The organism is Alteromonas sp. 5NW40-0090, assembly GCF_057552975.1.
The window spans coordinates 62,271-77,791 of the sequence record NZ_BAAJLT010000016.1; the positions used below are offsets into that span (position 1 = coordinate 62,271).

The window sequence follows — 15,521 nt, forward strand, 5'->3', positions numbered from 1 at the left end:
AATTAATCAGCAGGGTACTCTTCCTGAACTTTTTGACCATTTAGGTTTTGTGGTGCAGTCACAACGGGCTTAGGCTTAACTGCACCGGCTTTAGCCAATATATCGCTGTTGCCGGTAACCAAGTCTGCTAAAGAGCCTTTGTCGGCATCGACTAAACCTACTTCCCGCAGCATAGAATCTACCAGAGGGGCGTTAGCACGATAATTTAGCGCTGCCTGTGTTACTTGCTCTGCAAGGCCGTTACTTGAGGTTGCAACGGTATGCTCACCATTAGCGCCGCTACCCTGACCGTACCCTTGGAGAATTTTAATACCTTCAATGTTTTCAAGAGGTTTGACCGCTTGTGCAACAAGTTCCGGCAATATCTTGAGCATCGCAAGGGCCTTTTGTAGCTCAATTTGCTCGGTTTTAAGAGTATTCTCAGCTTCGTAAAGGGCTTGTTTACCCTGCGCTTCAACGGCAAGTACTTTTTCATCAGCGTCGGCTTGTAGCATTTTCGCATCGGCTGCAGCTTTGGCCTCGGTAAGAATTGCGGCAGCAGAGTTTTCAGCCGCTTCTTTCTTAGCCTGTGCTTCAACGGTTATGCCCACTGCTTCACGTTCAGCTTCTTTACGCGCATCAATAACTTCAATTTGCTTCTTACGCTCAGCTTCTGCTACCGATTTAGCGGTAAGCACTGCTTCTTCTTTTTCCACTTTTTGCTTTTCAGCTTCCGCGGCTTTAGCGCGTGCTGCAGACTCTTCTTCCGACTTAGTCGCAACAGCAATTTGTTTTATTTGCTCTGAAACCTCAACTTCCTGCTGCTGGCGTATACGCGCTTGTTCTAGCGCTTGGCGCTTAGCAATTTCTTGGGTTTCTATTTCACGAGATTTCTCAATTTCAGCCGCTTCAATAGCACGGTTTTTGGCAATTTCTGCCTCACGCTCTTCTCGTTCTTTCATTTCGCGTTGTTTGGCAATCTCCGCTTTTTGCTCTTGGCGTTTAAAAGCAAGAACTTGCTCTTGGGCTAGGCGTGCTTCTTCTTCATCACGTTTTACTTCAAGCGACTGCTTTTCAGCAGCTAAGTTGCGCTGCTCAATGAAAATACGGTTTTCTTGCTGGATGTCGTTAGTTTCTTTGCGCTTTTCTTCAATGATTTTGGTCAGACGAGCGCGACCTTCGGCATCGAATGCATTGTTTTCGTTAAAGAATTGCAGGTCTGTTTGGTCGAATCCGGTTAAGCTTACCGATTCAAGCTCTAAACCGTTCTTTTCAAGGTCGTTAGCCACACTTTGCTGAACTTTTTGCACGAAATCAGCACGTTGTTCGTGCATCTCAGTCATGCTCATTTCAGCAGCTACGGCACGTAGTACGTCTACAAACTTCGACTCCATTAATTTTTTAACTTCTTCAGCGCGGGTGGTGCGAGTACCTAGCGTTTGCGCAGCCATTGAGATGCCGTTGGCATTCGGCGCTACACGTAGATAGAAGTCGGCTTTTACGTCCACACGCATGCGATCTTTTGTAATAAGCGCGTCTTTTTGAATTTTCTCTACTTCTATACGAAGGGTATTCATGTTCACCGGAATGATTTCGTGAACAACAGGAAGAACCAAAGCGCCACCGTCCTTGATAACTTTCTCGCCACCTAGACCGGTTCTTACGAACGCCGTTTCTTTTGTAGCTCGTGTGTAGAGTTTAGCGAATATAAGGCCAATAACGATAAGCCCTACGACGATAGCTCCGGCAATAAAGAGTATTGACGGCAAGCTAGATGGTTGAATTGTATCCATACTTTTATCTCTTTTAGGTTATAGGTAGCGGGTTGCTAACCAGCTGTGTTGGTTTTTCTGAACTAAAATGACGCGCTCTCCCTGTGCGAACAATTCTTCATCTTCGAATGGTTCAACTAACACAAAATGAGGCTGAGAGTAATGGTCGGTGAACTTTGCTTCTGCCGGGTTACCGCGGCTTGCTTTTCCAATGGTGATTTCGGCTACGGATCCTATAAAATCCTCGCTGTTCACCGCACTAGATTCTACGCTAGGCAATACGCCTGCAATAATCTTTACAGTTTTTGCTGTTACCAGTAGCCCAATAAAAAAAGCGAGGGTAACAGATAGCAGCGTGGGTAGCGTAGAGCTTAGTACACTTGCTGTAATTCCATTTATAATTAGGCCAACAAGTCCGAATATTGTAAGCAATACAATCAAGTAAATTAGAAAGGGAACTTTATTGATATTTAGCCAGTTAGCAAACGAGGTATTAAGAAATCCATCGCCATCTAACTCTGCAAAGTCGTCGCCAAGTCCTAAAAGGCTCGCGCCAAAGACTGTACTTACAAGCTCTAAGATAAAAACGAAAAATACGGCTATAAGCGCAATGCTGAACCAGAAATTTGCAGGAGAAAGAAGAACATCTGTCATTTACACCGTCCATGATGACTAACTTGCTTTTATTCTTTATACCACAGAACAAAAATTAAGCCAGCATGTAAGACGTGTACGTTGGAATAGTTTGTAACAAACAATTATGGGTCGCGCTTCTACGCTAGCTGAAGTTATGCTTTTGCAGCATCACGTCATTTTCAGTAACCTTCAACACGCTGCCTTGGTCATACCAATCTCCAAGAACAACGCGGGTGGCAGGTTTTCCATTTGCTTTAAGGTTGTGGATATTGGGTCTGTGTGTATGGCCGTGGATCATGCGTTGCACACCCCATTTTTCCATCACTTTCACCACCTCTCCAGGGGTTACATCCATAATATCTGGCTTAAGGCTTTGCTGCTTAGCCTTACTTTCTGCACGGCCGTTATCCGCAACACGCTGGCGATACCATAACGGTAGGGCAAGCATTAATCGAGGCCACCACCACCCGCGGGATTTTTTACGAAACTTTTGATAAGCAACGTCGCGAGTACAAAGCTCGTCACCGTGAGTAAGCAGGGTAGGTGTGCCGTATAGGTCCACGACCTCTTGTTCGTTTAACAATGTCATACCGGCTTTCGATAGCCACTTTTCACGAATGGCGAAATCGCGATTACCGTGAATAAAGTAAATAGGGCAGTGCTGACTCACTGCCTTGAAAGCCGATGCTATGGCAGTGTTAAATGGAGTAACGTTGTCGTCGCCAATCCAAACTTCAAACAAGTCACCAAGAACGTAAAGTGCATCAGCATTAATCGCGTCTTCTTTTAAAAAGCGCATTAAGCATTCTGTAATATCAGGGCGGTCGGCACTTAGGTGCAAGTCGGCAATGAAGTAGGTGAACGACATAAATCTTCTTATTGTGGTTTAAAAAGCCGCGTTAAAGTAACGCGGCTTGCTTTTAACTAGGGGCCGAAAGCATGTTGAAGAACATACTAATCAAGCCAATATTTAGTTAAGCGTTAATGTTGCCGCTTAAGCAACCACTGCTTTTTCAATAATAACTGGCTCAACAGGTACGTCCTGGTGATAGCCGCTGTTACCGGTTTTAACAGCCTTAATTTTTTCAACAACATCCATACCTTCAGTTACTTTACCGAATGCGCAGTATCCCCAACCGTTGACAGACTTGCTAGTATGGTTAAGGAAGTCGTTGTTGTTCACGTTAATAAAAAACTGTGCTGTAGCAGAGTGTGGGTCTTGTGTGCGCGCCATCGCGATAGTACCTACTTCGTTGGCAACACCGTTGTCTGCTTCGTTTTCAATAGGATCTTTTGTATCTTTTTGGTCCATATCTGGTGTAAAACCACCACCTTGGATCATAAAGTTATTAATTACACGGTGAAAAATAGTGTTATCAAAAAAGCCGTCTTCAACGTAAGAAAGGAAGTTAGCGACGGTTTTTGGCGCTTTATCTTCGAAAAGCTCTAGTGTGATGTCACCGAAATTTGTTTTTAACGTAACCATTGTGGTGTGTCCTGTGTGTTAGCAAGTATGTAATGTACCCTCATTTTAGCGCAAAACGAGTAGCCAGCGCAAAGAGATGGTTAAGAGGTATCAAGGCGATAAACGCTGTAAAAGGCTTGTACCATTTAAATCGTGACAGTGCTAAACTTTGCGGCCGAAAAATTACGACAAATAGGAAATATAGACATGCTACATCTTTACAATACCCGAACCCGTGAAAAAGCGAAGTTTGTTCCGCTTCAAGAAGGGAAGGTGGGTTTGTATGTGTGTGGTATTACCGTTTATGACCTAAGTCACATGGGTCATGCCCGTACCTACCTAAGTTTCGATGTTTTGGTACGCTACATGCGCCACCTTGGTTTAGACGTGAAGTACGTACGTAATATTACGGATATCGACGATAAGATTATTGCTCGCGCCAATGAAAATGGCGAAAGCTTTGAAGCGCTAACTGCACGCACTATTGCCATGATGCACGAAGACTTTGCGGCAATTAATTTACTAGAGCCAGACGTTGAGCCGACAGTAAGTGGCCACATGGATGAGATTATTGAAATCATCCAGCGTTTAATGGACAAAGGCTACGCCTATCAAGCTAAAAGCGGCGATGTGCTATTCGATGTAAGCAAGTATGAAGACTACGGTAAGTTAAGCAAACAAGACTTAGATCAACTTAAAGCCGGTGCACGTGTTGAAGTGGCGGCAGGTAAAGACGACCCGCTAGACTTCGTACTGTGGAAAACTACCAAGCCGGGTGAGCCAGCATGGCAATCGCCATGGGGCGAGGGACGTCCGGGGTGGCATATTGAATGTTCAGCGATGAACCACAAGCACCTTGGTGCGCACTTTGACATTCATGGAGGTGGTTCAGATTTAACCTTCCCACATCACGAAAATGAAGTTGCTCAATCGTGCTGCGCATATGACACACCTTACGTAAACGTGTGGATGCACGCTGGTATGGTACAGGTAAATGATGAAAAAATGTCTAAGTCGTTAGGCAACTTCTTTACCTTGCGCGATGTGCTCAAAGAACACGATTCAGAAACCTTGCGTTTTTTCTTAATGTCGGCGCATTATCGTAGCCAGTTAAGCTATTCACAAGATAACATTACTCAAGCAAAAGCGGCCCTAGAGCGTTTGTATACTGCACTTCGTGGTGTTGAAGTAGATGAAAGTACTGACCTTGGCTACGGTGGCTACTTAGGACGTTTTGAAGCGGCTATGAATGATGACCTTAACGTCCCTGAAGCTTTTTCGGTGCTGTTCGACGTTGCACGTGAGCTTAACCGTCAAAAAGATAATGCTGAAGAAGCGGGAAAACTGGCTGCAGTTCTTAAGGGGCTAGGCGCAATTTTGGGTATGCTTCAAAGCGACCCAGACACCTTCTTGAAAGGCGGTGACGGCAATGACGACGAAGCCGCTGAAATTGAAGCGCTAATTAAACAGCGCAATGATGCCCGTGCCGCGAAAGACTGGGCAGCAGCAGACGCTGCACGTGATGCACTCAATGCAAAAGGTGTAGTGTTAGAAGATGGCCCAAGCGGTACGACCTGGCGAAAAGCCTAATTAGCAGCCAGTGCTATTTGATAGTAAGAAAGCCCGCATTTGCGGGCTTTCTTATTTGGTAAGGGTGAAACGATTAATAGCCTCTATGATTAGCTTATCAAGGGCTTAACTATTCGCGTTAAAGGCGTGCTTTGGTAGTAAGACGAGTATTATTCTATTCAATACTGAAAAATAGGATGTCTTATCAGTCTTAACAGCTATTGTCGCCATTTATCCATCGATTTACATCATCACTTAAATTTAAGTCTGTGCCCAAGTTAAACTCACCTTCTCGAACAGATACCTCGCTGCCGTAGGTTGAGTGGGTAACGGTGACGTGTAAAAAAGGATATTGCGGGGTGCTCCCTTCTTTACGACTGGCCGTGAGTTTGTAGCCGTTTTGTATTGTATACGTGTTTACGACTATATCGCTATGGATTGGCTGATGCAGTGTGGACCAGCATTGGTTTGCATTGTATTCAATGCGCTCAACTATTTTTTCAGGCTCTTGATTGGTGGATATAGAAGAGGTCGGCAAGATCACCATGCAGCCTGAAGCAAATGCCGCCATAAAAATTACTAGTATTGCGTGGTTAAATGAGCGACTGAACGTTCGGCAGCGTTTAATTTTCATCATAAGTCCCTCTAATCGTTATAATTATATTCGTAAGGACTTTATATTAGCTTATTTGTATGAACAATGGCTGAACAGAATGCTGGCTAGCGTTCACCTTGACTCTATCGCTTTGCAAATTAATTAAATTTCAGGCTTGCCAGTGGGAATAGCCGATTCTTTTTCAGTGAGATGTGACTTCCAACGCTGCTGTGCAACGTGCGCTTTCACCAGTTCTAAGCATTCGTTTACAACGTTAAGTACTTCTTTATCAAGTGCATCGGCGGTAGGGGTATAGTCGTGCATGCCGACTGAAATGAAATGGTCGATGCGCTCTGCGTCTAAGTCGCTTAACAGATTAACCAGCGATGTGGTCACGATATCGGTAACTGACTCTTCCAACGTATTTTCAATGGTTTTGCCGATAACAGGTAGGTAATGCAGGGAAGAAACTTGTGCATTACTTCTCACCGCTTTGCCCACGCTTTTGCGCACGTGTTCTCGTATTACCTCGCCGTGCTCTTCGCTTTGAATAGACTGGCCTAAATGGTTGATAACGCCAGCCATCCATTGAGTTATCACAGGGCGACGGGGAGCCAGTACTTGGGCATTGATATCGTCTAACAAGGGCGAGCCCGCTGAAATGTCTTTTTGCGCGTCGCTAAGCACTTTGACAACAATTCGGTCACTTAACTCTTCAACGAAGACATCGTAGTAAAAGGCAAAAAAACGAAAGACGGCAGTTTGGTTTAAGTCGATTATTTCGAATTTGTGCAGGCGGTGCAGAATAGAGAATATTCGCAGGAAACGAAATAAACGAGTTGGCCCGGTTGGAATGAGGCCGATAATGTCGTACCAGTGCAAGAAAGGAAAGAAATACCAGCGTAAATGTTCTTTACGCACAATCGCAACAATCCAGCGAAAGCAAAACTCAGTGAAAAATATGGCAATAAAAACTAAATCGACCAACAAAAAATTATTGTGTATAGGGTCGTACGCACTAAGGAATGCAGGGAAATAGGTACCCAAAACACCATAAACAAAGTCTGTGGCATAAAGGGCATCGAAAATGAGCCATGCTAGGTTAACAAACAGTATACCTAACATGACTAAGTCTAAAATTAACCAAGGCGTTTCATGACTGTTTCGCAAATTTTCCCGGTTAATTCTTAGCATTTCCTTATCCTGTATGTTGACTTAAAGCGTGATGTAAATGCAGTTGGACATGAACAATATAGAACGCTAAGTGTTAAAGGTTAACTTGATGCATTCAACCTTGTTACGTCTACATAAAGCTTTAGCTTCTGGCCAGGTTGAAGATAGCGCTTGGTGTTAAGCGAATTCCACTTACCGATATCACTAACTTTAACGTTAAATTTGCTAGCAATAAGCGACAATGAGTCCCCGTTTCTAACGGTATAAGTAAGTTTCTTCCTAACGCCGTCTTGTGCTTTCCCTTCTTGCCAAATCACTAATGTCTTGCCAGAGCGAAGCGTATCACCTGGCGCCATGCCGTTCCATTTCGCTAATTGTTTCGTGCTTACATTATACTTACGAGCAATATCCCATAGCGTATCACCTGATTTAACGGTGTGACGTACTTTTTGCTTAGACGCTCCGCTATTTTGCAAGCTTGCTAGGCGCTGCTCTTGAGATAGTGTGTAGCTGTTTAGCTCTTGTAATGCCACTGGTACCATAATCGCCTGTCCTACACGGATCATTGACGAGTCTAGCTCATTTACCTTTTTAAGCACCTTAACTGTGGTGTGATACTGCTTTGCAATCTTACCTAAGCTATCGCCGGGTTTTACTGAATGGCGTACCCAGTTTAACCGCTCTTTTTGGTCAATTTTTGCAAGCGCTTGAGAAAAGGCAGCCGCTTTATCAAGCGGAAGTACTAATCTATGAGGTCCTTCAGGCGACGTGGCCCAGCGGTTAAAGCCAGGGTTTAGCCCATGCAATTCCTTTAAAGACATACCGGCAAGTTCGGCCGCAAACGCTAAATCGACCTGAGAGCCAATATCAACCACTTCAATAACGGCAACGTTTTCCACTTCTGGCCATGAGTACGCATATTCATCTTTGTTTTTAAGAATATCAGCAAGAGCTAATAACTTAGGTACGTAAGCACGGGTTTCCTTGGGTAAATTCAGGTTCCAGAAATCAGTAGGCTTTCCTGCACGTTTGTTTGCTTTAATCGCTCGCTGCACACGACCTTCGCCGCTGTTATAAGCAGCAAGTGCATGAAGCCAATTTCCGTCGAACATTTCATTTAGGTATGTAAGGTAGTCAAGTGCACCTTGAGTAGACGCAACAACGTCGCGACGTCCGTCGTACCACCAATTTTGCTGCATACCGAATCGTTTTCCGGTGCCAGGAATAAACTGCCACATTCCGGCTGCTCGCCCGTGAGAATAGGCAAAAGGATCGAATGCGCTTTCTACCACAGGAAGAAGAATTAACTCCATCGGCATATCGCGCTTTTCAATTTCCTCTGCAATATAGTAGAGGAAAGGCTTTGCGCGCTTTACCACGCGAGCCATGTATTCAGGGTGTTTCAAATACCATTTTCGTTGGGCGCTAATACGCTTGTCATCAGGGATGGGAAGGGAGAAGTTTGCGCTAGCACGTTCCCAAACGTCTGTAACTACAGCTTGCGTATGTATGTCAGGTGTATCGGTAAGCTCGGCACCTTCTTCTAGCGTATCGTCATTCGGGTGAACGACTTCAACAACGCCATCTCTTGCTAATTCACAATCTGAAATGGCTTCTTCGTTGCTATAAATTTCACTGCACGCTTCTAAAGAGGCGTTTTCATTATTCTGTAACTGTGCATTGTCGCTACTGTCTTCGGTTAACTGACAACCCGTTAAACCTATCGCCAATAACAACGGCGATAGAGGAAAAAACTTCAACTGCATATATGAAGAAACCTCTTGGAGCACTGCAAACCGGCAATATTACGATAATCGGCTTACTTTTGCATCAAAACTCATCTTTCCAGCGGCGAACTGCAGCAAACACTGCAACATCGTCAGCCAGGTTATTTTCGCAATAGGCTTCGGCAGCAGTTTTCACAGAAAGTTCATGGGCGCGTAAAAATGGATTAATGTTTTTTTGCTCTTTGAGGTTACTCGGTAACGTAGGCAGACTTTGTGCGCGTTTTTCATCCACCCACTGCGCGTAGTCGCATAACGCTTTGTTGTTAGGCTCTACAGCCAAAGCAAATTGAACGTTGGCTTTGGTATATTCGTGGGTACAGTACACCTTAGTGGTGTCTGGAAGTCGCTTCAACTTATTTAATGAGTGGTGCATTTGCTCTGGAGAGCCTTCAAACAATCGACCACAGCCAGCAGAAAACAGCGTATCGCCGCAAAATAGGACGCCATGTCCAAAGAAAGCAATATGGTCAAGAGTATGCCCTGGCACTTCCATAACTTGCAGTGACATTTTAAACACTGGAAGTGTAACGGTATCGCCTTGAGCCACCGATTTGGTAATGCCTCGTATATGGTTACCTCTGGGGCCTATAACAGGTAAATTGGGTACTGCTGACACTAACTTCGCAATGCCACCTGTGTGATCTCTATGATGATGGGTTATAAGCACTGCGCTAAGCGTTAAGCTTTTCGCTTTTAGGAAAGCCAATACAGGTTCAGCGTCACCCGGGTCAACGACTATGGCGCTGTTACCGTTGTGAATGCACCAAATGTAATTGTCGGTAAAAGCGGGAATAGGATGAATTGTTACATCTGAAGGAAGTGTCTCTGCCGTCATAAGAGTACCTGCTTGTGTAGGTAGAATTATGCGTTACTATAGGGACTTGTGAACAGCAGAGCAACCTAAGAGCGCGCAGTGTTAATGAGATCGGCGTTTAAAGCCAAACCGCCTCGCTATCCTAAAAACTGGGATGATTTTCCCGCCGGCGAGCATATTAGACATGCTGTGAATACTGTGTGTAACGATTATGCTGAGCGCATATTTGGGTATCACTTTGCCAAATTAGGTTCGCTAAGTGCCGGGATAAATCTTGATGGCAGCCCAATTAGACACCATATCAACTATGTTCCGTTTAATAACCAAGTTAGCGACAAGCTAAATGGCGACAATGTGAGTGGTGGCTTTTCCAACCGTAATTCAGAGTCAGGTACTTCATTAAACGAAGGCACAAGCGAACCTAACACAAGCAGAGAAAACACGGTAGTGGGACAGTCGCACTGCTTACCCTTTGCCGAAAACAGCATTGATGGCTTTCTGTTAGCTAATGAATTAGATTTTGCGCAAGACCCTCACGAGATTTTACGCGAAGTTGACCGCGTTATTACGCAAAACGGTTACGTTATCATCAGCGGTTTTAACCCGTTAAGTCTGGCTGGAATTGCCAAATTTCTACCGGTTAAACGCGGAAACATTTTGCACGATGCTCGCTTTTTTACGTCATATCGCATTAAAGATTGGCTTCAGTTGCTGGGATTTGAAATTGTTGAGCAACGCCAAGTAATGTTCTCAACGCTCTTTTTTCAACAAAAGTGGAAAGGGGCGGTTAAGCTTCAGGATTATTTATCCTCTTATTTGCCTTGGTGCAGTGCGGTATATGTAATACTCGCGAAAAAGCGGGTAATCCCCATGACGGCCATAAAACCTAAACGCAATTTAAAGCCGCGTTTTTCCGCGGTAGGGGCAAGCGTAAGAACTTCTACGGTAAATCGTACGCTGCGTTAGTGATGTTAATGTATATGCCATGCGCACTTAAAGCGGGCCAGGCTTTTAACAAAAGGCTGTAACAAGCATTAACCCTTTTAGATATTTGCTTGGTTGCTGTACCAGAACCCCAAGCTTTCGCGTTTATAAGCTAATCTGAAAGGGAGATGGAGATAGCTTAGCACGCTATCTCCATATTGATGGTTTAATCGTTACTTGCGTTATACAAATGCACATCTCGCTGTGGATAAGGGATGCTAATACCTTCTTCATCAAAGGCTTTTTTAACTTTTTCCTGCATATCCCAGTAGTAAGGCCACAAGTCATCTGTACCGACCCACGGTCTAAACATCAGGTCGACTGAATTATCACCTAAGCCAGCTACGCAAATCCTAGGTGCAGGCTCGGTCAATGAGCGTTCGTCCTCTTCAAACAGACGTTGCAAAATTTTCTTTGCTTTGTCGATATCGTCATCGTAGCCAATACCAAATGTCATGTCGCAGCGGCGTTTATCATATACGCTAACGTTAGTTAGTGTGGCATTGGACAGATTCCCGTTGGGAATAACAACACGCCTATTGTCAAAGGTGTTAATTACAGTATAAAGAATTTGTATTTCTGCAACAGAACCTAAATGGCCTTCTGCTTCAATGGTGTCACCCACTTTAAAAGGTTTGAAAATCAGTATTAGCACACCGCCAGCAAAATTAGCCAGGCTGCCTTGTAAAGCTAAACCTATAGCCAAACCTGCCGCCCCAACTACTGCAATAAATGAGGTGGTTTCAATACCTATCATAGAGGCAACAGAAATCAACAACATGACTTTTAAAACGGCACTAATAAGCCCGCATAAAAATTTGTTTAGCGTGGGGTCCTTTTTTCCTATTCGGTGATCCAATAGGTTAACAAAACGATTCACCAACCAAAGACCCACCACCAAAGTAAGAATAGCCAAGAGCAATTTGGGGGTATAAGTCATCACCAGTGATATGGCTTTTTCGGTTAATTCCGATAAATCGATATTAGTCCCGAATAAATCTTCCATAAATACCTCTTTCAATGATTAAAAACCCTGACTACGTTAAAGAAAGAGTGATAGATCGCCGTGAATTAAGGCGAGTGGAATAGTTTTTTGTTGATTTGAAGTCGGTAGCCTCTTTTGCAAGAGGGCAAGAGGGCAAGAGGGCAAGAGGGCAAGAGGGCAATAGGGCAATAGCAAACAGCGGATTAAGTTGCAGAACATGTGAGTAATAGTGGAGCTGGATAATGGGGGTATTACTGAGGTAATACGGCTGTGTGCTTGTACCTGGAGTATCCAGATAACCTTGGGTATTAAATGTTAAAGAGTTTCAATAAAAAAGGTGACATCTCGTCGCTTATTAGCGCTGAATGTCACCTTACTTTCATATGTTAACTTTAAAGCTTACTTAACACGCATACCCGGCTTCGCACCTTCGTGCGGCTCAAGAATGTATAGCTCGTCGCCACCAGGGCCCGCGGCTAATACCATGCCTTCACTCATGCCAAAACGCATTTTACGAGGGGCGAGGTTCGCCACCATTACCGTATGTTTACCGATTAGGGCTTCAGGCGAGTAGGCCGACTTAATACCCGCAAAAACTTGCTTAGTTTCGCCGCCTAAATCTAGTTCTAAACGTAAAAGCTTGTCAGCTTTTTCTACGTGTTCAGCTTTAGCGATACGTGCAATACGTAAATCTACCTTGGCGAACTCATCAAACGAGATAGTGTCGCTGATAGGATCTTTAGCAAGCGGGCTGTTTGGGTCGATTGCCGGTGCTGCTGGCGCTAGGCTTTCTTTTGAATCTTCAACCATGGCGTCGATTTTCTCCATTTCTACACGCTGCATCATCGGCTTGAATTTGTTGATGGCGTGGCCTTTCAATAGGGTTTGCAGTGAATTCCAGTCGAACTTGTCGTTTAGGAATTCTTCTGCTTTTTCTGCAAGTACTGGCAGTACAGGCTTCAAGTAAATCACCAACAGACGGAACATGTTAATACCTAGCGAGCACACTTCGTGTGTGAATTGCTGCTTAGTCTCGTCTTTAATGGTTACCCAAGGTGCGTTGTTATCAATGAACTGGTTTGCTTTGTCAGCTAGGGCCATAATTTCGCGCACGGCTTGGTGGTACTTTCGTTTCTCGAAAAGTGCAGCAATGTTCTCTGATGCGTTTTGGAACTCGGCAATTAGCTCTGGTTCAATCACATTGTCAGACAATTTGCCGTCGAAACGCTTAGTTATAAAGCTTGCACAGCGGCTTGCAATGTTAACCACTTTACCTACCAAGTCTGAATTCACTTTTTGTGCGAAGTCAGTAAAGTTTAGGTCGATGTCGGTAACACCGTCGCCTAACTTAGACGCAAAGTAGTAACGCAGATACTCTGGGTTCAGGTGGTCAAGGTAAGTACGGCCTTTTATAAAGGTACCGCGCGACTTTGACATTTTCGCACCGTTTACGGTGACGAAACCGTGAATGTTTACACCAGTGGGCTTACGGTATCCCGCACCTTCTAGCATCGCAGGCCAAAATAGGCAGTGGAAGTAGGTAATATCTTTACCAATAAAGTGATAAAGCTCAGCCTCTGAGTCTGCTTTCCAGAAGTCATCAAACTCTAGATTGTTTTGGTCGCAGAAGTTTTTGAAACTAGCCATGTAGCCAACAGGCGCATCTACCCACACGTAGAAGAATTTGTTCGGCGCACCTGGAATTTCAAAGCCGAAGTAAGGCGCGTCACGGCTGATGTCCCACTGTTGAAGACCTTCAGTAAACCATTCTTGCAGCTTGTTAGCCATTTCTTCCTGCAGGGCACCTGAGCGGATCCACTCTTTTAACATGCCTTCAAATTTTGGCAGGTCAAAGAAGAAGTGCTCAGACTCACGTAGTACTGGTGTAGCACCCGATACAACGCTGCGCGGGTTCTTTACTTCTGTTGGGCTATACGTTGCGCCACATACGTCACAACTGTCGCCGTTTTGATCTTCTGCACCACAGCTAGGGCAGGTACCCTTAACGAAACGATCCGGCAAGAACATTTCTTTTTCAGGGTCGAACAGCTGATTAATGGTACGTTTACTGATGTAGCCTGCGTTATCTAAACGGGTGTAAATTTCTTCACACAGCGCCTTGTTTTCTGGCGAATGGGTTACATAGTAGTTGTCGTAATCTACGTGAAAATCAACAAGGTCTTGGTGATGTTCAGCACGCGTTCTTGCCACCATTTCTTCAGGTGTAATGCCAAGCTCTTGGGCTTTAAGCATAACCGGCGTACCGTGTGCATCGTCGGCGCAAACACTGTAACATTCGTTTCCGCGAAGGCGCTGAAAACGAGTCCAGATGTCGGTTTGAATGTGTTCTAGCAAATGGCCTAAATGAATAGAGCCATTTGCGTATGGCAACGCACTGGTTACCAGAATTCGGCGTTTTTCTGACATAATGACGTTATTGATTCTTTGCGTTTCAAAATGGCTGCAAATACTAGCGGAAAACCGCGTTTTTTGCATTACGTAATTCACACAATTCTACTACTAGTAAGGCATTTTATGTTCTTTTCTCGCAAAGCAGAGCCGGTAACTCAAAAAGTTGCTGTAATTTTGGCCAAGTATTTTTCTTTAGATGTTGAAGATACCTTGCCATGGTGTGCTTTTAGCCAGCCAGAAAATGAAGATGCCGGTGTGACAGTTACTTTGCCGTTTTGTATTGCTACACAGCTAGACGCGCTTAAACAAGAAGTGCTTAACCAGCTAAAAGGGAAGCTTGGCGATGACCAGCTTACGTTTAGACAAAACGTAGCAAGTGGAGAAACAGAAGTCGCACCTGTTACTAACATCAAAAACATTATAGCAGTGGCTTCAGGCAAGGGCGGTGTAGGTAAGTCGACAACCAGTATCAATTTGGCGTTCGCGCTTATGCAAGAAGGCGCGAAAGTAGGTATTTTAGATGCCGACATTTACGGGCCGTCTATTCCTATTATGTTGGGCAACCCTGACGCACACCCTGAAAGTGAAGATAATAAGCACATGCAGCCCCTTATTTCACATGGGCTGGTGGCGAACTCAATTGGTTATTTAGTACCGCAAGAAGATGCGGCGGTATGGCGCGGACCCATGGCAAGCAGGGCATTAAAGCAGTTATTAGATGAAACCCTATGGCCTGTACTCGACTACTTAATTGTAGATATGCCACCAGGAACAGGCGATATCCAACTGACAATGGCGCAACAAGTTCCACTTACCGCTTCTGTGGTAGTTACCACGCCGCAGGACCTAGCACTAGCCGACGCCCAAAAGGGCATAAGCATGTTTGAAAAAGTGAACGTACCTGTATTAGGGCTTATTGAAAACATGAGTTATTACCAGTGCAGAGCCTGTGGCACCAAAGACTATGTGTTTTCAAAAGACGGGGGCGAGGCGCTTGCCGAACGTCATGGGCTACCGCTTTTGGGGCAACTGCCCCTTGATATTCATATTCGCGAGCATGGAGATGCCGGTACGCCTTTGTTAATTACCTCGCCCGAAAGTGCATTGAGTGAAAGCTATCGCGAGGCTGCTCGCGCACTGTCTATGCAATTGGCTCTTACTGTTGAGCCACGCAAAGGGGCAGTTAAACACATTAAAGGCAACCCTATTGGCATTGTTGGTAAAGAGTAACTAGCTTGAAATGCCTAGGTAACAAATGTCGGGAACGCGCAACGGATAGGTAAATTCAGTCAGGTGTAGTAAAGGTGAATTATAGCCAGGTTTCATTGCTTAAATTTAAAATTTGATAAA

The 15,521-nt window shown here is 44.6% G+C and carries 13 protein-coding genes; 3 read left to right on the forward strand and 10 right to left on the reverse strand.

Translation table 11 applies throughout. The features are described from left to right. Positions 1-2: 2 nt before the first annotated feature. The 4 genes from AC27KT_RS18420 to AC27KT_RS18435 form a co-directional block, all read right to left on the reverse strand. Positions 3-1,772 (reverse strand): flotillin family protein, encoded by a 1,770-nt coding sequence (locus AC27KT_RS18420; RefSeq protein ID WP_487132333.1) that lies wholly within the window; start codon positions 1,770-1,772, stop codon positions 3-5. Positions 1,773-1,790: 18 nt separating this feature from the next. Next, a complete protein-coding gene (locus AC27KT_RS18425; RefSeq protein ID WP_487132335.1) occupies positions 1,791-2,405 on the reverse strand; it encodes an OB-fold-containig protein in 615 nt (204 codons plus the stop codon). A gap of 124 nt (positions 2,406-2,529) precedes the next feature. Then, the gene (gene lpxH / locus AC27KT_RS18430; protein WP_487132337.1) at positions 2,530-3,255 is read right to left on the reverse strand and encodes a UDP-2,3-diacylglucosamine diphosphatase; all 726 of its coding nucleotides are present in this window, start codon (positions 3,253-3,255) and stop codon (positions 2,530-2,532) included. 126 nt (positions 3,256-3,381) lie between these two features. After that, the gene (locus tag AC27KT_RS18435) at positions 3,382-3,873 is read right to left on the reverse strand and encodes a peptidylprolyl isomerase (protein WP_487132339.1); all 492 of its coding nucleotides are present in this window, start codon (positions 3,871-3,873) and stop codon (positions 3,382-3,384) included. A 186-nt stretch (positions 3,874-4,059) separates the two neighbouring features. Between AC27KT_RS18435 and cysS the strand changes: the two genes are divergently transcribed. Next, positions 4,060-5,442: a cysteine--tRNA ligase gene (gene cysS, locus AC27KT_RS18440; protein ID WP_487132341.1), complete on the forward strand. Its 1,383-nt coding sequence runs from the start codon at positions 4,060-4,062 to the stop codon at positions 5,440-5,442. A gap of 190 nt (positions 5,443-5,632) precedes the next feature. On the opposite strand, the gene AC27KT_RS18445 is transcribed toward cysS, so the two are convergent. The 4 genes from AC27KT_RS18445 to gloB all read right to left on the reverse strand — a co-directional run bounded on the left by AC27KT_RS18445 (position 5,633) and on the right by gloB (position 9,811). Next, a complete protein-coding gene (locus tag AC27KT_RS18445) occupies positions 5,633-5,992 on the reverse strand; it encodes a halomucin (protein WP_487132343.1) in 360 nt (119 codons plus the stop codon). Between the two features lie 186 nt (positions 5,993-6,178). Beyond that, positions 6,179-7,210: an ion transporter gene (locus AC27KT_RS18450; protein WP_487132345.1), complete on the reverse strand. Its 1,032-nt coding sequence runs from the start codon at positions 7,208-7,210 to the stop codon at positions 6,179-6,181. A gap of 80 nt (positions 7,211-7,290) precedes the next feature. Beyond that, positions 7,291-8,955: a lytic transglycosylase gene (locus AC27KT_RS18455; protein ID WP_487132347.1), complete on the reverse strand. Its 1,665-nt coding sequence runs from the start codon at positions 8,953-8,955 to the stop codon at positions 7,291-7,293. 64 nt (positions 8,956-9,019) lie between these two features. Continuing rightward, complete coding sequence (gloB, locus tag AC27KT_RS18460; RefSeq protein WP_136782894.1) at positions 9,020-9,811, reverse strand: hydroxyacylglutathione hydrolase; 792 nt, start codon at positions 9,809-9,811, stop codon at positions 9,020-9,022. 84 nt (positions 9,812-9,895) lie between these two features. On the opposite strand from gloB, the gene AC27KT_RS18465 reads away from it, so the two are divergent. Then, positions 9,896-10,756: a class I SAM-dependent methyltransferase gene (locus AC27KT_RS18465; protein ID WP_487132450.1), complete on the forward strand. Its 861-nt coding sequence runs from the start codon at positions 9,896-9,898 to the stop codon at positions 10,754-10,756. Between the two features lie 184 nt (positions 10,757-10,940). Here AC27KT_RS18465 and AC27KT_RS18470 read toward each other — a convergent pair whose 3' ends face one another. Next, positions 10,941-11,780 carry a mechanosensitive ion channel family protein gene (locus tag AC27KT_RS18470; RefSeq protein WP_136782893.1) on the reverse strand — a complete coding sequence of 280 codons (840 nt, stop codon included), beginning with the start codon at positions 11,778-11,780 and terminating at the stop codon, positions 10,941-10,943. 378 nt (positions 11,781-12,158) lie between these two features. After that, entirely contained in the window at positions 12,159-14,186 is a 2,028-nt protein-coding gene (metG, locus tag AC27KT_RS18475; protein ID WP_487132350.1) for a methionine--tRNA ligase, read from the reverse strand. Between the two features lie 108 nt (positions 14,187-14,294). Here metG and apbC point away from each other — a divergent pair, with 108 nt between their 5' ends. Beyond that, positions 14,295-15,401: an iron-sulfur cluster carrier protein ApbC gene (gene apbC, locus AC27KT_RS18480; RefSeq protein ID WP_487132352.1), complete on the forward strand. Its 1,107-nt coding sequence runs from the start codon at positions 14,295-14,297 to the stop codon at positions 15,399-15,401. The last annotated feature ends 120 nt before the right edge of the window (positions 15,402-15,521 follow it).